This window comes from Streptococcus sp. CM6 (assembly GCF_000526095.1).
GTDB classification, from domain to species: domain Bacteria; phylum Bacillota; class Bacilli; order Lactobacillales; family Streptococcaceae; genus Streptococcus; species Streptococcus oralis_BW.
In genome coordinates, this window is the sequence record NZ_JATS01000018.1 from 1 (window position 1) to 26,334 (window position 26,334).

Here is a 26,334-nt window from a genome sequence, read left to right on the forward strand (position 1 = left end):
ATTGATACTCAATGAAAATCAAAGAGCAAACTAGGAAGCTAGCCGCAGGCTGTACTTGAGTACGGTAAGGCGAAGCTGACGTGGTTTGAATTTGATTTTCGAAGAGTATAACTAAAAAACTATCTGACCTTAACCTAAGGCCAGATAGCTCAGCTATTGTTATTTTTCAGCTGTAAGTGCAGCCATTGTGATGTAGTTGTATGGTTTGTTGAAGTGTGGCAAGAAGAATAGGTCTGTCAAAGCCAATTTATCAATTGTCACATGCTCTTGGATAGCAAGTGAGAACATGTGGATTCCCATACTAATTGCAGCATCATGTGAAACCATTTGTGCACCAAGGATTTCGCGACTGTCTTTATCAAAGACAATCTTGATGGCAACTTCGTGGTTGTCATGCTTCATAAATTCTGGTTTTTGAAGATCATTAAAGCCAGTTTCAGTTGCATTGTAACCTGCTGCTTTGGCTTTTTCAAGAGTCAAACCAGTTGAAACCATGTGAAGACCATAGATTGAAATACCGTTTGATCCTTGCACACCGATTCCTTCCAATTCATGTCCACAAGCATTGTAAGCACCAACGATACCAGTACGTACAGCGTTAGATGCAAGAGCGATGTAGCTAGTGTCTTTACGAGCATTGTCATAAACAGTCGCACAGTCACCAACAGCGTATACACCTGGGATAGATGTTTCTTGTTTCTTGTCTACAAGGAAGGCACCGTTACGGAAGAGTTCAATCTTACCGTCAGCAAGAGCTGTGTTTGGACGGAAACCAACAGCAAGAACTACCATATCTACATCAAATGTTTCTTTGTCTGTTACCAAGCGTTCAACTTTACCGTCACCTTGGATGGCTTTAACTGTTTGACCAAGCGCCAAGCGGATGTTGTGGTCTTCCAAGTTCTTCGCCATCATTTGGGTGAAGTCTTTGTCATAGTAGCCGTTCAAAACAGTGTCTACGATATCAACAAGCACCACTTCTTTTCCAAGACGTTCGAAAGCTTCAGCCAGCTCAACACCGATGTAACCACCACCAACAACGGCAATGCGCTCAAGGTGTTTGCTCTTGTCAGCAAGTTTTTCGATAACCTCTTCTGCATTTTGGTACAACTTAACAAATTGAACATTTTCAAGAGTCGCTTTGAATTCGCGGTTGCCCTTAACGATTTCTACACCTTCGATTGGAGGCAAGATTGGAGTTGAACCAGTTGCAAAGATTAATTTGTCATAAGACTCTTTGTGCTCTTTTCCTTCAACTTCTGCAGTCACAACTTTGTTATCGTAGTCAATTGAAAGAACTGGTGAGTTCATGTAAATTTTAGCACCTTTTGCTTCCAATTTTTCTTTATCAGAGTAGAAGAGACCTTCTGGGCCATCAATTTGTTTCCCGATCCAAAGCGCCATTCCACAACCAAGGAATGAAATATTTGAGTTTTGGTCAAATACTACGATTTCGTTCTCATGACCAAAGTTATCCAACATCGTATTAATACAAGCTGTACCAGCGTGGTTAGCACCAACTACAACAATTTTACTCATAGAAAAATTCCTACCTTTAATTTTTGATTTACTTTTCTAGTATATCATTTACTGTTAGCGTTTACAAGGTATTTGCTCAGAATTCTCTTTTTTTCAGAAAAAAATACACTTAATATTAACAAACATTATTTTTCTATCGTTTTCATGCTAATTTTGAGCATATTTCTTGACTTTTTGTCAAAATCCATTTGTGAAAACGCTGACTTTATGGTATGCTAGTTACATGGAAAGAAAATGTAAGGGGTTTAATTTTTCTTTAACTACCTTATATTGAATGATTTCCTATGAAAAGAAAGGAGCTGGTAGCTTGTCTCTTCATTCACGTTCTGAACGGCTAATGGGAACAACTATCACGATTTCATTAGTAGATGAGCGGGCAGAAATCCTGCTTCAGGGCGCTTTTGACTTGCTCAAGGAGCTCGAATACCGCTTCAACGCCAATAGTCAAGAATCCGAACTGATGGAAATCAACTACAAGGCTGGAATCGCACCTGTTAAGGTTCATCCTGACCTATTTGAACTGATTGCTCTTGGACTAGAGCACAGCCTAGCTCCCTCTAGCCATCTAAATATCAGTATTGGTCCCTTGATTCAAACCTGGCGAATCGGATTTGCAGATGCACGACTTCCAGAGTTAAACGAAATCGAAGCTGTCTTGCCTCTAGTTGACCCGCATTTTATCAAGTTGGATCCGACTAACTCTACTGTTTTTTTAAAGAAGAAAGGAATGAAGCTTGATTTAGGTTGTTTAGCCAAGGGCTATAGTGCAGATAAGGTTGCCCAGTATTTGAAAGAACACGGTGTCACCTCTGCACTGATCAATCTCGGAGGAAATATCCTCACCATCGGGAATAACCAAGCCAAAGAAGGGAAAGCCTGGCAGATTGGGATTCAAGATCCGCAAAATCCTCGTGGCAACCATCTCCTAACCATTCCTGCGTCTAACAAATCCGTTGTCACTTCAGGTATCTATGAACGCCACCTGACAGTAGATGGAAAAGACTATCACCATATCTTTGATAGTGAGACAGGATTCCCTGTCGAAACCGATCTTGCTAGCCTAACGATTATCTCAGATAAATCCGTTGATGGTGAGATTTGGACAACCCGCCTATTTGGAGAACGTAGCGCTTCTATCCTCTGGCAAGTCGAAAGTATAGATGGGATTGAAGCCATCCTCATCGACAAAGAGGGACGCCTTGCATGTTCTTCAGGCCTTCAAAATTGTATTATGTAAAAAGAGAAAGGAAATCTCATGCTAAAACTTATTGCCATTGTTGGAACGAACTCTAAACGTTCTACAAATCGCCAATTGCTCCAATACATGCAAAAACACTTTGCTGATAAAGCTGAAATTGAACTCGTTGAAATCAAGGATATCCCTGTTTTCAACAAGCCAGCAGATAAGCAACTTCCAGATGAAATTCTTGAAATTGCTGCTAAAATTGAAGCATCTGACGGTGTGATTGTCGGTACTCCTGAGTACGACCACTCTATCCCTGCGGTTTTGATGAGCGCTCTTGCTTGGCTATCTTACGGTATCTACCCACTTTTGAACAAACCAATCATGATCACTGGTGCTTCCTATGGTACACTTGGTTCATCTCGTGCCCAATTGCAGCTTCGTCAAATCTTGAACGCTCCTGAAATTAAGGCAAATGTTCTACCAGATGAATTCTTGCTCTCACACTCTCTTCAAGCATTTAACCCAAGTGGCGACTTAGTTGACCTTGATGTCATCAAGAAATTGGATGCCATCTTTGATGACTTCCGTATCTTTGTGAAGATTACTGAAAAATTGCGCAATGCACAAGAATTGCTTCGCAAAGATGCAGAAGAATTTGACTGGGAAAATTTGTAAGATAGGAGACCGAAAGAATGAAATTTGTTGGACTTGTTGGATCAAACTACGATCAATCATATAACCGCAAACTCTTGGAATTTATTCGTCGCAATTTCAAATTCAAATTTGAATTAGAAGTTCTTGAAATCGACGAAGTTCCAATGTTTAACCAAGACGAAAAATGGGACGAAAGTTTCCAATTGCGCTTCTTGTATAACAAGATTACACGTGCTGATGGTGTCATTATCGCCACTCCTGAGCACAACCACACTATCTCAGCTTCTCTCAAATCTGTACTTGAATGGCTTTCATACGAAGTTCATCCATTTGAAAACAAGCCTGTTATGATTGTAGGTGCATCATACTACGACCAAGGAACATCACGTGCCCAAGTTCACCTCCGTAAAATCCTTGATGCTCCAGGTGTCAATGCCTACACGCTTCCAGGTAACGAATTCCTTCTTGGTAAAGCTAAGGAAGCTTTTGATAACGACGGAAATATCACCAACGAAGGCACTGTTAAATTCCTTGAAACTTGCTTAGATAACTTTGTAAAATACGTAGGAGTCGTTTCGAAATTGAAAAAACCAAAACCAATCGAACCAGAAGACTTGGATTGTGGAAAACCAATCGCTACAACCATCACAGAAGTTGATCCTGACGATCCAGAATGGGTAGAAAAAGTTGCTGCAATCACTGGAGCTGTTTCTGGTGATACCTATGTCAAACTGGACCATGGTATCCTGACAGTTAACCAAATTGATATGTTCTTGAAAGCTATGCCATTTGAATTGACATACGCTGACGATAACAACCAATTCCTCTACTACAATAACGCTCACCAAGATCCAGACACCATGTTTGCCAAACGTGTACCACCTCAATCAGGTAACCGTATGTCGACTGTTCATGGATCTCTTCCACCAGCACGTATGAAGAATGTAGAGTGGGTTATCGGAACACTTCGTAACGGAAACCAAGAATACGTCCGTACGATCGTTCCAGGTTCTCCTGCAGGTGTCATCAACACCCACAACTACCAAGCGATGTACTATCCTGATGGATCATACGCTGGAATAAATGAAATTGTCTTTAACTTCCAACCATGGCTTGACTGGTACCTAAAAGAAACGGGTCAACGTTTGGTTGGTGGTAGCGGACCATTTGCTCCTGCTGCTGGAAGTCATGGAGATGCCGATGCTACTTCTGGTGCTTCTGATTCAGGTGACGCTGGAGGCCACGGTGGTGGCGCAGACGCTACTTCTGGCGCAAGTAACTAAGAAACTAAAAAGGAGCCAAATGGCTCCTTTTTTTATTACAACAGAAAAAGGGCTTGTAAATCATCTACAGCCCCCTTTCATTTTATGAGTTAGGATCATCTAAACTGCGACCGTGTAAACCTTTTTCACGTTGCACTTGGCGTAGTTTTTCTGGTGTGACGTCATTTCCCTCTTCATCAACAATCTTAATTCCTTCAATATGGTGACGAACAGCACGACGATAGCCTTCGATGTATTCCTCACGAAGTTTAGCTTGTTCTACTTTTTCAGCAGAAGTTAAGCCTTCTGTTTTTTTCTTTTTAGCGAGCTCGTTGATACGAGCGATTTTTTTTGAATCCATGTTTATCTCCTTTGTAAAAAGATACAGTTCGTTTAATAGAGAGTCTACTTGGTATTGATTTGGTTAAAGCGTGCAAGTTTAGCTGCTTTCTTGGTTAATTGCGACAAAACAGCCAATCGATTTTGACGAATATCTTGATCATCGGTCATTACCATAGTATTCTCAAAGAAAGCATCAATAACTGGACTAAGCGCAAAGAGTTGTTCTAATTGCTGACTTGCAGTCCCTGATAAAACGAGTGATTCTACTGCTTCCGCCAAGGCTTTCTCTTCTTCATTTTCAAAGAGAGCAGGATCAACTGTTTCAGATCCTTCTGCTTTCTCAGCCAAGTTGAAAGCACGTGAAAGAGATTCTACAGACGGTTTGAAGTTTTCTTCCTTGCTTGCTTCGACGAGAGCACTTGCTGCTTCCAACATATCCGCCACGACAAAGTTCGAACTTGCAAGGACCGCTTCCTTAATGTCTTTTGGAGTAGAACCCATCATCTTATCAACACGAGCCTTGATAAAGTCCATGACCTCTGCTTTATTTCCATAAGTCAAGCTGTCAAATTTCAAAGCATAAAGGCTATCAATCAACTCATCCATAGCAATGTGCCAACCAAAAGCATCCAAGATACGAACTACACCTTGCGTTGCACGACGAAGGGCATAAGGATCGTTAGAACCTGATGGAATCAAGCCTACTGAGAAGAAACTCAAAATCGTATCCAATTTGTCTGCAATGGCTAGAATGGCTCCAATCTTGCTCTCTGGGAGAGCTCCGTCCGCTGATGTAGGCATGTAGTGTTCACGAATGGCAGCCGCAACTGCTGGAGTTTCCCCAGCAAGAAGGGCATATTTCTCACCCATAATTCCTTGGAGTTCATCAAACTCACCAACCATCCCTGTCAACAAGTCAAACTTGTAAATGGATGCTGCTCGGGCAAGATCAATCGTTTCATCCACTGATAAACCAGCTTTTTCCGCCAAAAGGACGGCAATCTGACCTGTACGAATCATGTGTTCACGAAGAGAACCAATCTTTTCGTGGAAGGTCACATGGTTCAATTTTTCAACAAGATCTGAAATGACCAATTTTTGGTCTTCACGCCAGAAGAATTCTCCGTCTTCCAAGCGGGCAACTAAAACTTTTTCATTTCCCTTGATGACATTTTCCAAATGCTCTGCGTTTCCGTTACGAACAGAAATGAAGTTTGGCAAGAGTTTACCTTCTTGATCACGAACAACGAAGTAACGTTGGTGTTCCTTCATCGAAGTCACCAAAACTTCTTCTGGAACTTCAAGGTATTTGGCATCAAAACTTCCCATAAAGGCAGTTGGGTATTCAACCAAGTTCAAGACTTCATTCAGCAATTCTGCATCAATTTCGATACGTACGCCATGTTTTGCCTCGATTTCTTTGATTTGGTCAACAATCATTTGCTCACGTTCACGTGGATCCGCGATTACAAACTGTTCACGAAGGTCTTCTTCATAGCTTAATGCTGACTGAATCTTGGTTTCTTGTCCCAAGAAACGATGACCACGACTCACACGACCGCCCTTAATATCAAGGAAATCCAAGTCAAACTCTTGCTCGTCCAAGAGAACTGTCAAAGTGTGTACAGGGCGGATATACTCAAAAGTGTTGTTAGCCCAGTGCATGCTGACAGGGAAAGTCAGTGACTTCAAGACGTCTACTACACCTGGAACAATGGCTTCAACTGGTTGCCCCACTTCTTCCTTGGTAACATAGACATATTCTTCACCTTTGATTTCACGGAATTCAATATCTTCAACTGTCAAGTCTTTTCCACGGACAAATCCTTGAGCTGCTTTGGTGAAGTTTCCATCACTATCCAAGGCGATTTTCTTTGCTGGACCCTTGAAATCTTCTGTCAAATCAGACTGTTTGTCTGCAAGACCAGTCACACGAACAGCCAAACGACGTGGTGTTGAGAAGGTTTGAATAGCTTCAAAAGACAGGCGGTTTTCCTTGAGGAAGGCTGCCATTTTTTCACCTAGTTGGTTTTCGCTTGGAGTTACTACGTAGGCTGGTAACTCTTCAAGACCGAGTTCTACTAATAAGTTTTTTGTCATGTTTTTTCTCCGAAAAGTATCTTTTTATTTTCCAGTTTGCCTTATGTGATTGGCACGCAAGCAACCAACTTCGTTGTTTCATTGCTAAAATTGGAGCCTAAAGTCTCCAATTTTGCCTAGTATCCTTAGCTTCACTAAGGATACCTTCATCACTACGGCAACTGGCTCAAGGCTCACTCTGTTCGCCCATTTTCGTAATTTATCACTCTCTTTATTCTGCGTCTTCTGCTAAGAGTTTAGCTCGTGTCGCCTCATCCAAAAGTGGGTAGCCTAGGCGTTTGCGTTCCGCAACAAAGGTTTTAGCTACGACACGAGCCAAGTTACGGATACGAGCGATATAGCCCGCACGCTCGGTTACAGATACGGCACCACGCGCGTCCAGCAGGTTAAAGGTATGTGAACATTTGAGAACATAGTCATAGGCAGGGTGAACCAAGCCCTCTTCCAAGGCACGACCAGCTTCCTTTTCAAACTTATCAAAGTTTTCAAGCAACATTTCTTGGTCCGAAATTTCAAATGAATATTTTGAATGCTCGTACTCAGGCTGGATAAAGATTTCTCCATATTTTACACCATCAGCCCACTCAATATCATAGACAGAATCAACTTCTTGAATATAAGAAGCCAAGCGTTCCAAACCATAGGTAACTTCCGCAGTCACAGGGCCAGTTGCCAATCCACCAACTTGTTGGAAATAAGTGAACTGAGTGATTTCCATCCCATCAAGCCAAACTTCCCAACCGAGACCAGCTGAACCAGTCGATGGATTTTCCCAGTTATCTTCAACGAAGCGGATATCGTGTTCCAATGGATTGATACCCAATTTTTCCAAAGACTCAAGGTAAAGTTCTTGGATGTTTGATGGAGAAGGCTTCATAACCACTTGGAATTGGTGGTGTTGGTAGAGACGGTTAGGGTTTTCCCCGTAACGACCGTCAGCAGGACGGCGTGATGGCTCTACATAAGCCGCATTCCATGGCTCAGGTCCGATAGCACGAAGGAAAGTGTACGGACTCATGGTTCCCGCACCTTTTTCATTATCATAAGCCTGCATGAGCATACAACCTTGGTCATTCCAAAATTGCTGCAAAGTAAGGATGATTTCCTGGAAAGTCAATTTTTTAGACATTATTTACTCCTTTTTATAAATTCTTGTGACTTTGGATACAAAAAGAACCGTGTCTTTACTCCTAAGTCTGTGACCTAGGGGCGTCAGAAACGCGGTTCCACCCTAATTTATTACTTCATTGTTTTTTAAAATACGACAGAAAGCGCCAGTTTCTTACCTTGTCCTACTTGGCTCCCACTATCCCAAGCTCGCTTGAAGAACGCCATAAGACTTTCTTTCCTAGCTAGTATTATAGCAGATTTCCTAGCTAGTGTAAACCAAAAATGAGTCTGAAAACAAAGTTTCAGACTCATTTATCAGTAAAGCTTCAGAAACTCCTGTTTAAGGATGTCTTCTTGCTTTTGGTTTTTTGCCATGCAGATTTCTCTTGGCTTGTTTCAAGACTGTAATGGCATCTTTGACATCTTCTTGGCTCGCTCCTGGATCTTTAAGGAGTTCCTGTGCTTCTTTAAAGACTAGAAGATAAGCTGCTTTTTCTTTCTTATCTGCATAGATAAATCTCGCATTCTTTTCTTGGAAGAGACGTTCATCCTTGACCAGTTTCTTTAGACTAGAGAAGTCTGTGGCCTTGCCATTTAGTTTGCTTTTAGCTGTAGCTAGGGCAATAAGAGATTGGTCAATTTGATCTTGTTTGACTTTAGGGTCCACAGCTAGTAAGGCAATTTCTTGGAAGGCACGATCATAAGCTCGACGTACTTTTTCCTTGGCATTAGCATATCGTCCAGTTTTAGTCGTTGCGTAGTAAGCTTTCATAGCTTCTTTCAAGGCAGCCACGTTCGAATCTTTTCCATTCAAAGCTTTACCAGCAGCCTCAAGACTAGCGAGAACGCCATCAATCAATTCTTGCTTCAACTTGCTTGACAAGGCTGACTGCGCCACTTGGAAAGCTTGGTCATAAGCTTTTCTCTTATCTGCACTACTATTAAAGTAACGAGACGTTTCTACCAGTTCTTTTTGTTGATTTACCGCAGCAAGCAAGGCCAACTTAGACACAATAGATAGACGCAAAGCATTATTTCGACCCGGCTGAACGAGCAAGGAAACGAGATCTTCAAGGAGTTCATATCCAGTTGGCAAGGTGACTTGTACAGTATAACGACCTGTAGCAACTTTCTTACCAAAGGCGTATTGACCGTATTTTTCAGCAGGAAGAGTGATACTTGTCCCATCTTCTCCTTTCAGAACCACAGTAGTCGTCTTTGGAACTGCTTGATTGAAGGAAACAGACACAGGTGCATATTCTAGGAGATTCGCCAGGAAGGTAATGGTTTGGAAACTATTTTCTTCCGTCAAGTCGAACTCTTGGGACAAGGCACTGATAAATTTCAATTCTGTTCGGTCATAACTGAAAATTTCTGCTGTATAATGACCAAACTGTAAGAAATGAATCGCTTTTGTCTTGTCAACATCAACATATTGCCCCTCGCTATTTTTGATTCGATAGACATAGAGGGTATCAATATCTTGGTTTGTTTTTGCATCCTTCAAGGCAATTTTCACTCGACCACTATTTTGATCGCGGACAAGTTCAGCAAGTGAGATATAGTCTACATTTCCTGCATAGTCCTCAACAAGATAGTAAATATTAGCCTTGTCAACATTCTTAGGAAGTGTATAACTACCGTCAGCATTGGCCTTAATCAGATGGGTGTTCTCAAGCGCACGCGTTCCAGACTGGTCCTTTCCAGTTAGAACCATGGTCCCTTTCTTGTCAAATGGTGTGATATAGAAAACTTTTTCTGAAAGGATACCGCCTTGACCAACATCTTTTGGTTTGCGAGCTACGAATTCTTGATTTCCATCTTTAAAGCGAATATAACCACTTGTGATGACCGGTTTTTGAGTATCAATTTGAATTTTAAAGGTCGTGTATTGTTCTTTTGCTCCTGGAACGTCTGGTGTATAACTGATAACATAGTCATATAAACCATCCGCAACGGTATTACCATTAAAATCCTGACCTCTCCAAGCAGTATTATCTAGAATATAACTCTTCAGATTTCTACTGTCTCCATCAAAATAATTCTTACGGAGATCCTTTGCATCGCCCTCCCAAATAGGATGTTCATGCTTGGTATCCGTAGCCGCATAAACTGTAGCCCGAAGATTTACAAGATTTCTCAAAGCAACCGTTTTGTATTCAACCAGATCTTTGTTTCCATCATCGTTTGGAGAAATAGCAATACGGACATTCCCTTTTTCGTCCAACTGAAGAACATGCTTACCTTCAGCATTTTGTTCAATCCCAAGAACAGTAATTCGGCGTCCTTGGCGTTGACCTTGAGAAACTAGAAGGTCATTTTGTAAGGTTGCGAGATAGGTGGCATCATTAGAGTAGTTAACGGCAGGATTTTCCTTGTCTACTTCCGTGTAAAATCCATTTTTCCCTTCTCGAATAAGGTTGTAAATTGGTTTTTCGACAGCGGGGAGATTTTGGAACTCTCCTCGGAAGCCCATAAATGCAAGACTCACAATATCCCCATCATCTACTGGATCTACAAAGCGAACAAAACCTTCAAGGAAATAGCCATTTGGCATTTGTTTGCTGAGTTCAGCAGCAAATTTTTGAGCATCTACTTTAACAGTGACTGTTTGACTGCTGTGGGCTTTGACCGTCACTTCAGGCCAGACTGTCTCCGTTAGTTTTCGAGGTCGAAGGGTGAATTTTCCATCTTGAACTTCGTCTGTATTGGTATTCACCACCATCTTGAGAGTACGGTCAGTATCTGAAATATTGTGTACAGTGACCTTGAAAGTAAATTGATCTCCAACATTTCCCAGAGTCACACTTGGATAACCATTTTCACCCGTTACATAGAGGTCTGTTGACACTGCAGCAGCTGTGTCCACAATACCAGAACCTTGCTGACGAGGAGAGGTATAAGTGCCTGTGTCCTTATTAACATGTGGTTTTGCAGTTGACATGATCAAGGCCTTGACAGTCTCTGATACTTGCTCAGGAGTCAATTCTGGATGGTGTTTTTGAAGGTATTCCTTAACCAGAACTGCAACACCCGTAACGTGAGGAGCCGCCATACTGGTTCCGCTGATACTACCATAAGTATTGTCATTAAAGGATGAATAGATATTGCCGCCAGGAGCTGTTACGTCTGGTTTCAATTGTCCATCGGTGGTCACTCCCCAACTTGAAAAGTCAGATAGCTGATTGGCTACATCGGATGGGCGATTATCCATCTTGTCATTAAAAACAATCTTGTAGTTTCCTGATTTTAAGGCTTCACCATACTGTTTAGAAATAAATACAGAAGGAATTTTCTTTGCTTCATCATCAATAGCCATATTGATGTTTGCACCTTCTACATTATTGTAGATCAAAGCACCAACTGCACCGTGTTTTCGTGCATTTTTGATCTTCTCTGAAAAATTCATAGCTCCACGCTGAATGAGGGCAAGTTTCCCAGTTAAATCCAACTTCGCAAAGTCTTCTTCACGACCTAACCCTGCTTCGACGTATTCATACACTTTTCCTTTTTCAAAGTCCTTATCTGCCTCAGGTTGATTATAATCAAATTTTCCGTTATGAAGGCCGGCATTTCCCTCTAGACCTTTAACTTCAAAAACGGCTGTTGTCAATGTTTTGTTATTGACAGAAGCAACTGAAATTGAGTCTTCAACAGTGGATGGATTTCCAACCAAGCCATAGTCTGGGTTTTCGGCTAGTGGTTTTGAATAACCATTTCCGAATGTATTGCTATTTCCTGCTGAGATAAGAACAGAAACTCCCTTGGCACGAGCCCGTTTGATGGCATCCACGATATCAGAACCAGCATCGACCATAGAACCAGTGCTAGAGCCTAAACTCATATTAATGGCATCTGCTCCCAAGGCAACTGCGTCATCAATCGCCTTTACATAAAGGGCAGAACTGGTCGTTTTTTGGCGATCTGAAAAGACACGCATAAACATAACTTGGGCTTCTGGCGCCACACCATAGACCTTTTCACCATTTGGTGCTTCTTTATCAGGGTTTCCAGCTGCTATCCCTGTTACGTGCATCCCATGAGAAGTTCTTTCTGCTTCTTTGATCTTATCTGTTCCGTCAAAGTAGTCATAGGCATAGACAACCTTATCGCTATACCATTTACCGTAATCGATTCCAGCAGCCTTTTTAGCTGCTTCGATGGCTTCCTTGTTTTTAAATTTTGCTTTTGACGGATCCGAAATTCGAAGAACCTCATGATTCAAATCAAGCCCAGAGTCAATTATGGCAACAACGGTCCCTGTCCCCTTGTAACCAGCCTTCCAAGTTTTTGGTACTGTGATGATATCATTGCTTGAAAGACTATTTGGTTTTGCAGACTCAGCTTTTTCTTGTTCTTTTTCAGTAGCTGCCGTTTCTCCAGTAGCTTTAGGAGCTGTCGTTACTTGAACCTCTTTTTTCTCCAAGTCAGAAGCCTTCTCAGTAGCAGGCGCTGGACTGGTAGCTACTGTTGTTTCTTTCTGAACGACACCTTGATTTTCTTCTTTTGAAACTGCGCTATCTTTTCCTGATTCTTGGGGTTCAGCAGTTTTATCAACCGAAGTTTCTACCTTAGCATCTTGTTTACTAGCATCCTCTTTAGAAGTTTCAGCTTCTTGTTTCTCTCCAACTACTGGAGCTATCACATTAGTATTGGTTTGGTCAGTTGAAGAGTTTGAGTGCTTATCGTCTTTTAGCTCTGTCTTGATTGCCTGAGTTTGGGCTTGATTTTCACCTGTACTCTGCTCATTGGCATTAACTTGACTTGCTCCAAAAACCAAAGCAGTTCCCAATAAAACTGAAGCAAGACCAAATTTGTATTTCCGTAATGAAAAACGTTGTCGTCTATCCATAAATAATCTCCTTTTTCTTTAAAGTATACCCATTATAACGCAAATAATCAAAAATTTTCATAAAAATCTGAATTGTCACAAAAATGTAATATTTGCGTATATAATGTTCTTATTTAGTTTTATCGTTCGTGTTATTTGTTCTATCAAAGCAACATTTTCTAAACTTGTTCATTTATTTCAATTTATAAAACTATTTTATTATACAAATAATTTAGATTTTTTATACACAAAAAGACTAGGATTTAAAATTCCTAGTCTTTGTTATTTCGGTATAAACAGATTTCACAAACTAAAAATCCATCTCATCCACACGAGGTGCGCCCGAAGTCACTGAAATTGTCTTTAAGACTTCTCGCTCGTCTTTGCTGAGTTCAATTTCAAAACAGTCAAGATTGCTCTGGATGCGAGAGGCTGTCACTGACTTAGGTAGGGGTAAAAATCCTTCTGCCAAGCTCCAAGCCAAGGCAATTTGAGCAACTGATTTCCCATGCTTAGCAGCAATTTCTTGGACTTCTGTCTTGTCAAACAACTCTCCTTGCCCAAATGGTCCCCATGCCTCTAAGAGGATTCCTTTCTCTTTACAGTAGTCAACCACTTCCTCCTGATAAACTCCTGGTGCCAAGCGTACCTGATTGACCGCTGGGATGATTCTTGCTGTCTCAAGTAAGTCATCCAAATGATGGGGAAGGAAATTACTAACGCCGATAGCACGAATTTTACCTTCTTGGTACAGGTCCTCCATCGCTCTCCAGACATCGGCATTGCGAGTTTTCCATTCGTCATTTTCTCTTAAAGGTTTTGGATTTGGCCAATGGATAAGGTACAAATCTAGATAATCCAATCCCAGTTTTTCCATTGATTCTTCAAATGCTTGGCGAGTTTCTTCATAGCTGTGATTGGTATTCCAGAGTTTGGTCGTTACAAAGATTTCTTGTCGTGGAATACCGCTATCTCGAATAGCACGACCAACACTTTCCTCATTTTTATAGATAGCTGCAGTATCGATATGACGATAACCAGCCTTTAAGGCTTCTAAAACGGCTTGATAGGCTACCTCTCCATTTTCAGCTTTCCATGTTCCAAATCCTAGTACAGGAATGGAAACTCCATTATTAAGGGTGTAAGATTTCATCGTTTTTCCTTTCTATGTGAAGAAAATCTAAAGAAACAAAATCCTGATTATCAGAACACTTGCTCCTTTAGATTTTAACAATTATTGATCACGATCGTAATAGATCTCGTGAGCCTTCAAGCGAGAATTGAGCAATTCAGGAACAGTCACAAATGTATACCCTTCACCCTTTAAATACTCAATGACACTTGGTAGAGAATTAACAGAAGGACCATGGATATCATGCATGAGAATGATAGAACCATTACGAACTTGGTGTTGAATTTCTGTCAAAATAGCAGCTTCATTCTTACTCTTCCAGTCTAAACTATCCACATCCCACATGATAAAACTCAAGTCAAGACTATTTCGAATATCATCAGTGATGGCACCATAAGGTGGGCGCATCAGTTTAGAGCTTGATCCTAAAACTTGAGTCAACAAATCTTCTGTATCAGTGATTTGCTTTTTAGCATCTTCGAGGGATAATTTAGAAAGGATAGGGTGATCCCAGCTATGATTTCCCACAACATGACCTTCCGATTTCATTCGTTTCAGAAGATCTTCATTTCCTGCTATGTTTTTTCCAAGTACAAAGAAGGTTGCTTTTACACCGTACTTAGCCAGGGTATCCAAGGCTTGTGGAGTTGTAGTAGGATTTGGACCATCATCAAAGGTCAAGGCTACAACCTTTTTATTTTTCTTGGCAAAGTAAGTTTGATAGAGTTCAGCATCTTTTTCTAGTAAATAAGAGGACTCAATGACATCAAAGAAACTGGATATTGGTAAAGCAATTTCTTCAACAGTCTCTTCAGAATTAGCAGGATAAAGGATAATTTGACTATCTTTATAATCAAAACTCCAAGATGATAAGTCTTGGCCTGTGAAACTCTTTATAACTTGATCAATTTTTGTCTGGTCAAGCTTCTTATCTTCTAGAGTTGATTTGACCTGATTTAGTAAAAGTTCCTTAGCTTTGCTTGCATCTTTAAAAAGTTTACTAAGGTCAAAATCTTTCCCATCTTCAGTCAAGAAAATTTTTCCTAAAGAAGTCTTTTCTTTTTCTTCAACCTTTGATGCAGATAAATCGTAGACTTGCTTGCCAATATTACGAGCAACAACTCCCTTTAAGACAGGATCCAGCTGCTCAGTATAATAAAAGACCAGATCCTCTTTATCTTCTAGATTTTCTTTGATGTCTTGGTTGATTTTTTCTCTAATAGACGCAATAACTTCCTCTCCTTGCAGAGGGTAGTAGGCAATCACCTCCGCTTGCCCTTTTCGGAAATGGTCCCTCTGACTACCTGAGTTGAATTGCTGATCCTTTTCGCTTTTTAGCGCTTCAATTTTTTGTTCATAAGATTGCTTTTGTAGAACCTTGTAGCCAATGGCACTTCCCAAAAGAATCATAGCGATTCCTAAGATCCCAACAAAGGAAAGCAATAACCTTCTCTTTTTATCGTGAGAAACACGGTTCATATTTTTCTTCATATTTCCATCATATCAAATCAAAGCTATTATTTCAATGATAAACAGGTAATCTAGCTCCATTTCAAAAAATAAAAAAAAGCTTAGAGTTCTCTAAGCTTCTATTTTAAAAGCGAATTGCTTCACGTGTTTTTTCATATGAAGTCACAAAACGATTTGTAACTCCTGGTTCTGCAACTTCCAAGGCTTGAGAGATCTTCTCAAATGATGCCCGATAGTCAAACTCTTTCTCAAAAATTTCAAGTGCTTCGTTGAAAGCCTCTTGGATGCGTTCATCAAATGAACGGTAGCGATTTGAGTATTGGAGAAGTTGCTCAGTCAAGGTTGCATATTGAACAATATCGTATGTTTCTGTCTCAAGTACTGCCATATCATTCGTTGCAATTTCAAGAATTCGCTTAACAGATTCAATATTAACCTGCGGTTGTTCTAGCTCCGCCATCAAATCTTCAGTGTTATGACTTGCAGTAAAGAAGAGTTTCAAGAAACTTTGAGGGATTCCTGGTAAGTTTCGCTTTTCCATGTAACGTTTGATGGTGTGCAAACGATTCACATAGACATTTGCTTTTTGGCGAGCATTGAGGTCGTCTTTTTCAATTTGCGCAAGTCGTTCGCTCACAGAAATTTGCTCATCTTCAATATCTTTGAGATTGCTTTGAAGCATTTCCAACTGTTCTTCAAGAACAGAATAGGCTTGAGCAGATTCTCTTTGATCCTCTGTTACTTCTAAAATAGCGGTATCAAGTGCAGCTAATTCTTCTTGAAGTCGGCGAACATGATTTCCATCACTTTCTGGAAGAAGATAAGTTTTATTCAGGCGTTCAAGATCCTGAACAAGCACCTGATTATTTTCTTTCAAGTGGTTGAGATAGGTTGGAAGTGTTGAGAGAAGATTCTCAACGACTTTTTGAGCTTCAATTTCACGAGTGAAAATATCATAAAGTGCGTTGATTTCTTCTTGAATGCGATTATTTTCATACTCTGCATTGTCCAACTCCAACTGACGAATGTTTTCTTGATTATTCTTCAAAGATTCATGCAAAAGTTGGAAACGTGACTCAATATCTGTTTCAGTAAAGTGGTAATTGGCATCCAAAAGCTTACGATAGCCTTCTTCCAAATCTGCTAATTGGTCTGGTAATTCCTTTGTCAAGGTTTCAACAAGAGCTGGAATCCGATCAACAATATGCGTTAGAGCAAGAATATGATTTTCAGTATCATCTAAGATTGCTGCAGCTTCAACTGGGTCACCTGATGAGTTAAGGGTAACGAATTGAGAGAATTCAGATTGGATGTTTTCCAATTGTTTCTCAATCTCAGGAAGAGCTTTTCCATATTTCTCTGAATCTTCTGCAACGGTATGTTGAAGGGTTTCAAACAAGTCCAAAGCATGTAGGACACGACCACTGTTCTTAGATTCTTGCTTTTCGAGTTCAGAAAGGGCATTGCGAATAGCTGCAATATCCTCTTCAATCAAACTAATCTGGCTTTCAATTTGATCAATCTTGTGAGCTGCTTTAAAGAAACGGAAAGAATTGTTGTAGTTTTCAGCTTCAAAGAGGTGATTTTCGATGTCTGCAAATGAGTTCAGAGATAAATCAACCCATTTTTGATTCCATTCACGAAAGGTTACCTGACTTTGACCAATTAAGTGCATATTTTTAACGGCTTCAACCTCATCATTTACAGGAAGGTTGTAGAGTTCTTCTTTTCTTTCTTCAAGGGCCGTTAATCTGCTTACATTACGCTTACGTAGAAAAATGGCTGTTACATAAGCTAAAATCAAAATGACTGCAATTGCAACCATTAGATAAATTAGTTGTCCATTAGACATATCAAACTCCTTTTATACTAGAAACAATCGTAATGATTATATCATATTTTTTAAACCAAGGGAACTATTTCCCACATTTTTTAGACGTCAAGTGTACTGTAAACAGCGTTTTCTTCAATAAATTCGCGGCGAGGTTCTACCCGATCGCCCATCAACATATCAAAGATTCTATCTGCTTCAGCAGCATCATCTACTGAAACACGCGCCATCAAGCGATGTTCTGGATCCATGGTTGTTTCCCACAATTGGTGGTCATCCATCTCTCCTAATCCCTTATAACGTTGGATGGTTGGCTTTGAGCGCCCTTCACTATGACGTGCTAAGGCTTCTTGGAGTTTAATTTCTTGATCTGTACCTGGCTGGATGTATTCTTTGATCTCACTTCCAACTTTAACACCATAAATCGGTGGTTGGGCAATATAAACATAACCAGCTTCTAGGATTGGTTTCATGTAGCGGTAAATCAAGGTTAGCAAGAGAGTTCGAATGTGGGCTCCATCAACATCGGCATCGGTCATCAAAACGAGTTTTTGGTAACGAGCCTTAGTGACATCGAATTCTGCGCCAAATCCTGTTCCCATGGCTGTGAAGAGACTCCGAATTTCTTCATTAGCAAGAATTTTATCCATGCTAGCCTTTTCAACGTTCAAGATCTTACCACGAATTGGAAGGATAGCCTGGAACTCACGGTTACGACCAGATTTGGCTGATCCACCAGCTGAGTCTCCTTCGACGATGAAGAGTTCGGTTTCAGCTGGGTTGTTTGAAGAACAGTCTGCCAGTTTTCCTGGAAGATTGGAAATTTCCAAACCAGATTTTTTACGAGTGACTTCACGCGCACGCTTGGCAGCCACACGAGCTTTGGCAGCCAAAATTCCTTTTTCCACGATGCGTTTGGCAATCTGTGGATTTTCCATGAGAAAATCAGAGAAGGCATCGCTGAAGAGGCGATTGGTGATCTTAACCACTTCACTATTGCCCAGTTTGGTCTTGGTTTGTCCTTCAAACTGTGGATTTGGATGCTTAACTGAGATAACTGCAGTCAAGCCTTCACGAACATCTTCCCCTGTTAGGTTGTCTTCATTGTCTTTTAGCAGCTTATTTTTGCGGGCATAATCATTGATAACACGCGTCAGTGCTGTACGGAAACCTTGCTCATGCGTTCCGCCTTCATGGGTGTGAATGTTATTGGCGAAACTCATGACGTTTTCGTGGTAACCGGTTGTGTACTGCATGGCTACTTCAACTGTGATATCATCCATCTCACCGTCTGTGTAGATTGGTGTATCAAAGATCACATCCTTGTTCTCGTTGATATATTCAACATAGCTAGCAATCCCACCCTCATAGTGGTAATGTTTAGTCTGTTCGAGACCTTCACGCTTATCTGTGATGGAGATTCGAAGACCTCGGTTCAAAAAGGCTAGTTCTTGAATACGTTTGTTTAATTTATCAAAATCAAAAGTTGTTGTTTCTGTAAAAATCTCTGGATCTGGTGTGAAGTGAACTGTTGTTCCCGTTTTATCCGTATCTCCAACCACCTCAAGATCAGCAACAACATGACCACGACGGTATTCTTGGTAATGAATCTTACCGTTTTTATGAACATGAACATCTAGTTGAGTTGAGAGGGCATTTACTACTGATGAACCTACACCGTGCAATCCACCTGAAACCTTGTATCCGCCACCACCGAATTTTCCTCCAGCGTGAAGAACTGTAAAAACGGTCTCAACAGCGGGACGACCTGTCTTTTCCTGAATATCAACAGGAATTCCACGCCCATCATCCACAACGGTGATGGAATTATCTGGCTCTATAAAGACTTGGATGTGACTAGCAAATCCAGCTAGGGCTTCGTCAATTGAGTTATCAACGATTTCCCATACTAGATGGTGAAGACCTTCTTTTGAAGTCGATCCAATATACATACCTGGACGCATACGAACAGCTTCAAGTCCCTCCAAAACTTGAATTTGACTGGCATCATAATCTTGTGCCTGTTGATTTTTGATTTCTTCTGTCATTTTTTCCCTTTTCTTACATGTCTATTGCTTGTCTCAATGTCGCAACGTTATTAAAAAGATAGGCATCTAAGCCAGCAGCTTTACCTGCTTCTACATCAATATTTCTGTCACCAATGACTAAACCAGATGTAATATGATATTTATCACGTAAATAAATCATGGACTCAGGATCTGGTTTCCGTTTAAAGCCAGAACTGGCAGTCACGACTTCTGTGAAATAGTCAGCTATCTGAGTCTTTGCAAGAAGTTCTAGAACTTGGTCATTTCGATGAGAAACTAAGAAATGACGGCCACCCTTGTCAGAAATGTCTTTGAGTAGTTCTGGAATCCCTTCAAACAAAACTGGATACTCTAGCTCACGCGCTTCATTTTCTTTGTAGTTTTCTAAAAAATTCTCGATGTCTGGGGCAAACTTCTCGATAGCAAAAGCTGTCGAAACCTTCAAGGCTTCGTAAACACGGTCGTGTTCTTGCTCTATTCCGTATTGGGCTAAGGTCTCTACAAAGGCTGCTGTAGAAGTCTCATAATTATCCAATAGGGTACCACCTAAATCCCATATATAGTCGTGATATTTCATACCCTTCATTATACCATTTTTTTATGAAAAAAGCGATGATTTCCTAGATTTTTCCAAGCAAAAACGAGAGCCGAACTCTCGTCTTACTGTTGATTTCCAAAGACATCTCGATAGAGCATGCCGTCTCGTAAACTTTCAGCATCTCCTCCCAATTGCTCTACCAACTCATAGGCAAAGGCAAGTGCGGTTGACGGTCCTCGGCTAGTTGTTAGATTGCCATCCACAACCACTGTTTGCTTTTGATAAATTCCATCACTGATGTTCTCCTGAACACCGTCATAACAGGTGAAGTGCTTGTCTTTCAGGATACCTGCTTGATGGAGGGCGATTGGAGCTGCACAGATGGCTGCAATTTTCTTTCCAGCTTGGTCAAAGACTTTAATCTCAGAAATGAGGGCTGGATTATCCCGTAGGTGAGCTGAGCCTGGCATGCCACCTGGAAGAACTACCAAGTCATAGTCGGACAAATCACCATCAAAGATACGATCGGCTTTTACCTGAATGCCATGTGATCCTGTCACGTGCTCTTCAAATCCTACCATATCACATGAAATGTTTGCTCGACGCAAGACATCAACTACTGTCAAGGCTTCAATTTCTTCAAAACCCTGGGCTAAGATAACTGCTACTGTTGCCATAGTGGCCTCCTTATTTGATTTGTTTTAGGACGACTTTCTTTCGTTTGAATGGAACTTTTCCACTTTTCTCCTCCGCTAGGTTGGTCTGGTAACTCATAGATAAGAGGAGACCGACACCAATGAGGTTACTAATAATTGCGGAACCCCCTTGAGAGATGAAAGGTAGAGGAATCCCTGTCAAAGGAAGTAAACCTGTCACGGCACCGATATTTTCAAAGATATGGAAGAGCAACATCATGATAAAACCAGTCGAAATGTAGGTGTAGAACTGGTTATTTGACCTGAGAGTAATCTTCAACATCCGATAGATGAGAAGTAAGTACAGGGCAACGACAAAGACCGAACCAATGAAGCCAAAGTCTTCAGCAATTACGGTGAAAATCATATCACTCTCACGTACTGGAATGAGGAGATTGGACACATTGAAACCTTGCCCAAACAAGCCACCACTTCCAATCGCAATTTGTCCCTGCGCCTGTTGGTAAGTCGTTGTTTGCGCGAAGTCAAAGGGATTGAGCCAAGCCAAAATGCGGTTGATCTGGTAAGTTGGCATCCCAATCTGATGCAAGAAGGCACGTCCATCCTTGCTTATAAAGATGGCCATGAAGCCTGCAACAGCAGTCACTCCTGTCGCAAAAACCGGAATGATGATCTTCCACGAAACACCTGAAAGGAGAACCATACCGGAAAAAATAGCTACAAAGACCAAGGCAGTCCCCAAGTCACTTTGTAGGGCTAAGAGGATAAAGACTGGGATGGTAAAGGCAATCATCCAACCAATCAGTAGGAAATCCAAGGGAATAGTCCGTCGCCATTCCTTGTGTTTCTGAGTGAATCTTACAATGGCTCGAGCCAACATCAAGATATAGGAAATCTTCATGAACTCCGATGGCTGGAAAAGTGTCGTTCCACCAATCGATACCCAGTTCTTGGCACCTGTTGACGCTACAAGATTTGGATTGTAGAAAACAAGGGGGAGGACCATCAAAGCCAACCCTAGACCATAAAGATAGGGAGTCACCTTCCATAAAAACTCGGTATTAAAGAACATGACCACAAATCCAATGACAAGCCCCAAGGCAATCCATGCGATTTGCTGACCTAGAATTGGTAATACATTATTGGGATAGTCATGACTAACTGCTATATAAATGGCCACTACTCCAATCACCAGTAAACAAAACACTGGTAGGAGGAGGCTATAATCGACTCGAGAGTCGAATGAACGTTTCATATTTTTTACCTATTCTCTTTCTTGGATTTTTCTTTCATTCTATTGCGACGAGATTGGAGAAAATCAGCTACAGCAGGCTCTAGCTGTTCTCTAGAAAGAACCTGAACAGCCCTTTCTTTTGACAAGGCCTGAGCGATTTGTTTGCCGTAACGCTTGCTGACAACTCGACTGTCTAAGATTAGAGCAACCGAACCTTGGTTGGGCCGTCTAACAGTACGACCAAGGGCTTGCTTTAACCGAATGATCGCCATCGGTAACTGATAATCATAGAAAGGATTTTTCCCTTCTTGGCGCAGTTCTTGGTTTAATTTTTTGGTTAAAGGCTCTTGGGGATTTTGGAAAGGCAATCTCGGAATCACTTGAATCACGCAAGGATGGGTTGAAAAATCAACCCCTTCCCAGAAACTACCTGTTCCAAGCAAGATCTGGCGTTCACCTTTTTCAAAACGTTTTTTCAGTTGGCTTGGTTCCCCATTTTTATACTGAGCTAGATGAGGTTGGTCGAGCAGGTCCGAAACTGCCAGCAGCATTTCTTTTGAAGTAAACAAAACCAATAAGGGTTCTTGAAAGGCCTGTAGGCTTCGAATGACAGAAGCCACTTCACTAGCATAGTCAAAAGATGAAACTTCTGTCACAAGAGGAAAGTCATTGACTAGAAAGACTTCTTGTTGCTCCTGCTTTGCTACATCAAGCCTAACAAGTGGAGCATCTGGGAATCCCAGTAAATCTGCTAAGGAAACCCGATTGCTAATTTCAAGAGTGGCAGATACTCCTAGGAGCCTACAATCTTCTGGCAATAAGTCTGCTAGTATAAAGCGGCCTTTTTTACTTGAACAAATCAAGACATCCTTGCTCGATTTCTCTGCTGTAGCAAGCCAAAATTCACGGTCCGACGTGAAAAAGTTTGCAAGCTCTCGATACTCTGGGAGAGCTAACTCCGAAAAATGCTGGCGCAAGTGTTCGAGAGAATCCAACCACTTTCCATTCTTCAGACCTGACTGATAGTGCTCCATCAAGTAACGACATTCAAAGCTAATACTCTCAAGCAAGCGTTTCTGAACCAAATTCTCCACTGACTCTAAGGACTTTTCAATTTGAGTTACAAGATCCTCAAGGCGATAAGCCTGCTGGGCTAGATTTTCGAGAGCTAGCAGCATTTTTTGAGCTTCATCCAAAATTACCAAACGGTTATCAACAAACTCTGGATTGTCTTCCAAACGAGTGACCAGATAGGCATGATTGGTCAGAAGAACACGACTGGTCTTGGCCTTTTCCTGCCCTCGTTTCCAAAAATCCTCTGTAGCAAATAAACTTTTCTTTGAAAGCTTGCCATCGTGGACTAGTTCTGACAGAAAGTTCTGGTAGCGATAAAGCTGCCCGATTTCGTCCAAGTCACCTGTCTCTGTCTCTGTTAGCCAGATGAGCAGTTGCATTTTAAAGCGTGTGAAGAGGCGATTGGACTCAGATCGATAGAGAATTTGATGAAAGGCATCCAGTTTCAAGTAATTTTGAGGACCCTTGAGACTATGAATCTCCAGATGGAAGACCTCTTTTAAACGCTGACCTTCTTCTTGCATGATTTGATTTTGAAGAATTTTGGTTGGAACACTCACTAGGATCCCTGCTTGACTCTCCAAGTTCAAAGCTGGGAGGAGATAACCATAAGTCTTGCCCAGTCCCGTTTGAGCTTGGATAAAGGAAGTCTGGTATTCTTCCAATAATTGCTCAATCTTCTCCGCAAATTCCAACTGTTGCGGTCGCTCCTCCAGCCCCAATAAAGAAATATTTTTAGCAAAATCTTTGGATAACTTTCGTGGGACTAAGCCTTTGCTTTCCTTTTTGAGGAAAAGCCCATGAAGCTCCATCAAGTCTGGTGAAGATAAGAGAGATTGTTGCTGATAGACCTCCTCAATCACCAGATAACTTTCATAGAGAAGGTTGTCTGCAAGGTCTAACAAGCTTTCTAAAAGCCCTTTAGGTAGCTCAAAAAGTTTTTGACGCATGTAAAGCAAGAGTTCAGCTGTTGCCTGAGCATCTGATAGGGCAGTATGGGCATGTTCCAGCTCAATGCCCAACTCTTGACAAAGGATACCTAAGTTATACTTTTCAAACTGAGGATACAGAACTTGGGCAAGCTCAACTGTATCCACTCGCGGTGTGCGCAATTCATATCCTTCAAAAAAGAGGAATTCTGCAAGAAGGTTGGCATCAAACTGTACATTGTGCGCAACAAAAATACCGTCCTTAACCAACTCAAAAATTTTTCCAGCCACCTGAGAAAATTCTGGTGCCGCAGCCAAACGCTGATCGGTCAGACCCGTTAATTCTTTGATATGAGAATCCAAGGGTTCGTGGGGATTGACATCAGTCGCATACTGATCGATAATGTCACCATTCTCAATCACCACAATGCCCACTTGAATAATTTTTGCCTTGCTTCCGGTGCTGGTCGCCTCTAAATCAACGACCACATACCGATCATTTCTCGCATTCATCATTAAAAATTATATCAAAAAAAGCATGATTTGACACCCCTCAACTTTGATAACAATCTCACTTTCCTTGTGAGTTTGAGTAAAAACCCAGACCTTAAAAGTGAGAATTTCACGCAAGTTCAGCAGTTGATTCCTGATTCTGAGGTATTTGAAAACCTTATCAACAAAGCTACATCAACATAAAAAGACAACTAAGGTATTAGCTGCCTTTTTGAGATATTTTTTTCATTGTTTTCGGAAGAGCCTTGCTAATTTCTGTTGGCAAGACAAGGTAGTTTTCTTGAGCAAGTTCTTGCGCGATAGCTGAATGAAGGTGGGTTGCTACCACTACCCTCTCATAGAGGCTGACTTGGTCAAACTGACCTGCAAAACCTGCAATGATTCCAGCAAGTGTATCTCCCATTCCACCAGTTGCTTGATAGGGGCCTCCAACCTGTAACTGATAATATTCAGGCTGACCGACTTGCCAGATACGAGTTGCCGGACCTTTCTCAACTAAAATCGTTCCTTGAGGAAAATCAGAAAGAGCCCTAGTAGTCGTCTCTGTATTTTGATGGTCAAGAACTATACCAGACAGTCTTTCCCATTCCTTTTGGTGGGGAGTTAGGATGAGCTGACTGGAAGGAAATGGTAACTGGCCTTTTGCTAAGATGCCCAAAGCACCGCCATCTGCAATCAAAACCTGGTCTTTTCTAAGGCTGTCACAGACCCGTTTTATGATTTCTTCTCCGAATGCATCCTCTCGCAAACCCGGACCTAACAAGACAACTTCTGCCTTTTCCAACTGTTCTTTTAACAATTGCTGGTCTTGAAGAGAAAATGCCATGGCCTCAGGTAAATGACTGTGCAGAGCCGAAATATTCTCCTTATCCGTGCCAACAGTCACCAACCCTGCCCCACTTTTGACTGCTGCCAAGGCAGCCATGATGATGGCTCCACCATAAGGATAGGTCCCACCAAGCAAGAGCAGACGGCCATAGTCTCCTTTATGACTGGTACGAGAACGTTCAATAATGATTTTTTCTAATAAATCTTGATCAATCACTTTCATCGTTTTTTCCCTCTCACTCCATTATACTACAAAAGGAGGTTCAGACCTCCTTCTACACTATTTTCCCTTAAATTCCGCAAAGATCTGTAAGATTTTAGCTGCCACTGCTGGAGAAGGTTCTCCTTTTAGCTCTAACGTGTCATCTGCATATGGAGTAAGGCCAGCAAAGTCTCCTATCTGGACTGAATAAAGAGACGTTTTAAACAATTCAATATCGTTTTGGTCATTTCCAAAAGCGATGAAGTTCTCCCCGCATAACTTTTCAACAGTTGTCGCCTTATGAGTATCCAAGGGGTTGACATAAAGGCACTTTTCATGCGCATGATAGGAGAGATGAGCCTGTCCTAGTCTTTCTAACTGACCAAGCAAATCATCAAGCAACTCCTCATGGTCGCCCATATAGATGACTACCTTAATCGGAGTACCTAAGTCCTCGAGTTTCTGATGACGAGCTACCTTTAGAGGATCCACACTGGAAATAAATGGAATCTTCTCTACAATCTGACCACTATAGTCAAAGCAATCATCTACAAAGAAAGGGAGATTATAAGTCTGGCAGTAATCCACTAGCGCCTGATAAACTCTAGCATCGAGATTCCTTTCGAAGATAGCCTTACCTAGATGATAGGCTACGCCACCATTCAACCCTATGACCAAGCGCTGACTGAGTTCAGGGCCTAATAAACCCAAGCAATCCCGATAAGAGCGAGCTGAGGCAAACACAAGCTCATGTCCATAATCTTCAGCCTTTAAAAGAACCTGCTTAATCTCCTCATCTATGGTCATATAGTCGAAAGACAGCGTCCCATCCAGATCAAATACGAATTTCATCTT

18 protein-coding genes are annotated in these 26,334 nt (G+C 41.3%); 3 read left to right on the forward strand and 15 right to left on the reverse strand.

Annotated features, from left to right (window positions below):
* Positions 1-159: 159 nt before the first annotated feature.
* Positions 160-1,539 carry a H2O-forming NADH oxidase gene (nox, locus tag HMPREF1516_RS04605; RefSeq protein WP_000036768.1) on the reverse strand — a complete coding sequence of 460 codons (1,380 nt, stop codon included), beginning with the start codon at positions 1,537-1,539 and terminating at the stop codon, positions 160-162.
* A 307-nt stretch (positions 1,540-1,846) separates the two neighbouring features.
* Between nox and HMPREF1516_RS04610 the strand changes: the two genes are divergently transcribed.
* Genes HMPREF1516_RS04610 through HMPREF1516_RS04620 form a run of 3 tightly spaced genes read left to right on the forward strand, consistent with a single transcriptional unit; the run spans position 1,847 to position 4,662 of the window.
* On the forward strand, positions 1,847-2,776 hold the full coding sequence (locus tag HMPREF1516_RS04610) for an FAD:protein FMN transferase (protein WP_033606045.1): 930 nt from the start codon (positions 1,847-1,849) through the stop codon (positions 2,774-2,776).
* 18 nt (positions 2,777-2,794) lie between these two features.
* Positions 2,795-3,400, forward strand: coding sequence for an NADPH-dependent FMN reductase (locus HMPREF1516_RS04615; protein ID WP_000915936.1), 606 nt, complete (start codon positions 2,795-2,797; stop codon positions 3,398-3,400).
* 17 nt (positions 3,401-3,417) lie between these two features.
* On the forward strand, positions 3,418-4,662 hold the full coding sequence (locus tag HMPREF1516_RS04620; protein ID WP_000673666.1) for an NAD(P)H-dependent oxidoreductase: 1,245 nt from the start codon (positions 3,418-3,420) through the stop codon (positions 4,660-4,662).
* A gap of 82 nt (positions 4,663-4,744) precedes the next feature.
* Here HMPREF1516_RS04620 and HMPREF1516_RS04625 read toward each other — a convergent pair whose 3' ends face one another.
* The 14 genes from HMPREF1516_RS04625 to HMPREF1516_RS04690 form a co-directional block, all read right to left on the reverse strand.
* Positions 4,745-5,002 carry a DUF896 family protein gene (locus HMPREF1516_RS04625; RefSeq protein ID WP_000377481.1) on the reverse strand — a complete coding sequence of 86 codons (258 nt, stop codon included), beginning with the start codon at positions 5,000-5,002 and terminating at the stop codon, positions 4,745-4,747.
* Between the two features lie 44 nt (positions 5,003-5,046).
* Positions 5,047-7,083, reverse strand: a complete 2,037-nt coding sequence (gene glyS, locus HMPREF1516_RS04630) for a glycine--tRNA ligase subunit beta (RefSeq protein WP_000164802.1) — start codon at positions 7,081-7,083, stop codon at positions 5,047-5,049.
* A gap of 211 nt (positions 7,084-7,294) precedes the next feature.
* Entirely contained in the window at positions 7,295-8,212 is a 918-nt protein-coding gene (gene glyQ / locus HMPREF1516_RS04635) for a glycine--tRNA ligase subunit alpha (protein ID WP_000038733.1), read from the reverse strand.
* A gap of 321 nt (positions 8,213-8,533) precedes the next feature.
* Positions 8,534-13,045 carry a S8 family serine peptidase gene (locus HMPREF1516_RS04640; protein WP_033605899.1) on the reverse strand — a complete coding sequence of 1,504 codons (4,512 nt, stop codon included), beginning with the start codon at positions 13,043-13,045 and terminating at the stop codon, positions 8,534-8,536.
* A gap of 289 nt (positions 13,046-13,334) precedes the next feature.
* A complete protein-coding gene (locus HMPREF1516_RS04645) occupies positions 13,335-14,177 on the reverse strand; it encodes an aldo/keto reductase (protein ID WP_033584989.1) in 843 nt (280 codons plus the stop codon).
* 81 nt (positions 14,178-14,258) lie between these two features.
* A complete protein-coding gene (gene pgdA / locus HMPREF1516_RS04650; protein ID WP_050595434.1) occupies positions 14,259-15,647 on the reverse strand; it encodes a peptidoglycan-N-acetylglucosamine deacetylase PgdA in 1,389 nt (462 codons plus the stop codon).
* 103 nt (positions 15,648-15,750) lie between these two features.
* Positions 15,751-17,478, reverse strand: coding sequence for a septation ring formation regulator EzrA (gene ezrA / locus HMPREF1516_RS04655; protein ID WP_000064800.1), 1,728 nt, complete (start codon positions 17,476-17,478; stop codon positions 15,751-15,753).
* Between the two features lie 80 nt (positions 17,479-17,558).
* A complete protein-coding gene (gene gyrB / locus HMPREF1516_RS04660; RefSeq protein WP_033605900.1) occupies positions 17,559-19,505 on the reverse strand; it encodes a DNA topoisomerase (ATP-hydrolyzing) subunit B in 1,947 nt (648 codons plus the stop codon).
* Between the two features lie 13 nt (positions 19,506-19,518).
* Positions 19,519-20,082, reverse strand: coding sequence for an HAD-IA family hydrolase (locus HMPREF1516_RS04665; protein WP_025169559.1), 564 nt, complete (start codon positions 20,080-20,082; stop codon positions 19,519-19,521).
* A gap of 83 nt (positions 20,083-20,165) precedes the next feature.
* Positions 20,166-20,720, reverse strand: a complete 555-nt coding sequence (locus tag HMPREF1516_RS04670; protein ID WP_033605901.1) for a DJ-1 family glyoxalase III — start codon at positions 20,718-20,720, stop codon at positions 20,166-20,168.
* 10 nt (positions 20,721-20,730) lie between these two features.
* Entirely contained in the window at positions 20,731-21,954 is a 1,224-nt protein-coding gene (locus tag HMPREF1516_RS04675; protein ID WP_000830411.1) for an FtsW/RodA/SpoVE family cell cycle protein, read from the reverse strand.
* Positions 21,955-21,959: 5 nt separating this feature from the next.
* Positions 21,960-24,449, reverse strand: coding sequence for a bifunctional DnaQ family exonuclease/ATP-dependent helicase (locus HMPREF1516_RS04680; protein ID WP_033606047.1), 2,490 nt, complete (start codon positions 24,447-24,449; stop codon positions 21,960-21,962).
* A 199-nt stretch (positions 24,450-24,648) separates the two neighbouring features.
* Positions 24,649-25,500 carry an NAD(P)H-hydrate dehydratase gene (locus tag HMPREF1516_RS04685; protein ID WP_000863015.1) on the reverse strand — a complete coding sequence of 284 codons (852 nt, stop codon included), beginning with the start codon at positions 25,498-25,500 and terminating at the stop codon, positions 24,649-24,651.
* Positions 25,501-25,557: 57 nt separating this feature from the next.
* Positions 25,558-26,331, reverse strand: a complete 774-nt coding sequence (locus HMPREF1516_RS04690; protein WP_033605902.1) for an HAD hydrolase family protein — start codon at positions 26,329-26,331, stop codon at positions 25,558-25,560.
* Positions 26,332-26,334 lie beyond the last annotated feature (3 nt).

Excerpts from the sequence above, each read along its gene's own strand:
- nox (WP_000036768.1), bottom strand. The coding sequence starts at position 1,539 with ATGAGTAAAATTGTTGTAGTTGGTGCTAACCACGCTGGTACAGCTTGT.
- HMPREF1516_RS04615 (WP_000915936.1), top strand. The coding sequence starts at position 2,795 with ATGCTAAAACTTATTGCCATTGTTGGAACGAACTCTAAACGTTCTACA.
- HMPREF1516_RS04620 (WP_000673666.1), top strand. The coding sequence starts at position 3,418 with ATGAAATTTGTTGGACTTGTTGGATCAAACTACGATCAATCATATAAC.
- HMPREF1516_RS04625 (WP_000377481.1), bottom strand. The coding sequence starts at position 5,002 with ATGGATTCAAAAAAAATCGCTCGTATCAACGAGCTCGCTAAAAAGAAA.
- glyS (WP_000164802.1), bottom strand. The coding sequence starts at position 7,083 with ATGACAAAAAACTTATTAGTAGAACTCGGTCTTGAAGAGTTACCAGCC.
- glyQ (WP_000038733.1), bottom strand. The coding sequence starts at position 8,212 with ATGTCTAAAAAATTGACTTTCCAGGAAATCATCCTTACTTTGCAGCAA.
- HMPREF1516_RS04640 (WP_033605899.1), bottom strand. The coding sequence starts at position 13,045 with ATGGATAGACGACAACGTTTTTCATTACGGAAATACAAATTTGGTCTT.
- HMPREF1516_RS04645 (WP_033584989.1), bottom strand. The coding sequence starts at position 14,177 with ATGAAATCTTACACCCTTAATAATGGAGTTTCCATTCCTGTACTAGGA.
- pgdA (WP_050595434.1), bottom strand. The coding sequence starts at position 15,647 with ATGAAGAAAAATATGAACCGTGTTTCTCACGATAAAAAGAGAAGGTTA.
- ezrA (WP_000064800.1), bottom strand. The coding sequence starts at position 17,478 with ATGTCTAATGGACAACTAATTTATCTAATGGTTGCAATTGCAGTCATT.
- gyrB (WP_033605900.1), bottom strand. The coding sequence starts at position 19,505 with ATGACAGAAGAAATCAAAAATCAACAGGCACAAGATTATGATGCCAGT.
- HMPREF1516_RS04665 (WP_025169559.1), bottom strand. The coding sequence starts at position 20,082 with ATGAAATATCACGACTATATATGGGATTTAGGTGGTACCCTATTGGAT.
- HMPREF1516_RS04670 (WP_033605901.1), bottom strand. The coding sequence starts at position 20,720 with ATGGCAACAGTAGCAGTTATCTTAGCCCAGGGTTTTGAAGAAATTGAA.
- HMPREF1516_RS04675 (WP_000830411.1), bottom strand. The coding sequence starts at position 21,954 with ATGAAACGTTCATTCGACTCTCGAGTCGATTATAGCCTCCTCCTACCA.
- HMPREF1516_RS04680 (WP_033606047.1), bottom strand. The coding sequence starts at position 24,449 with ATGAATGCGAGAAATGATCGGTATGTGGTCGTTGATTTAGAGGCGACC.
- HMPREF1516_RS04685 (WP_000863015.1), bottom strand. The coding sequence starts at position 25,500 with ATGAAAGTGATTGATCAAGATTTATTAGAAAAAATCATTATTGAACGT.
- HMPREF1516_RS04690 (WP_033605902.1), bottom strand. The coding sequence starts at position 26,331 with ATGAAATTCGTATTTGATCTGGATGGGACGCTGTCTTTCGACTATATG.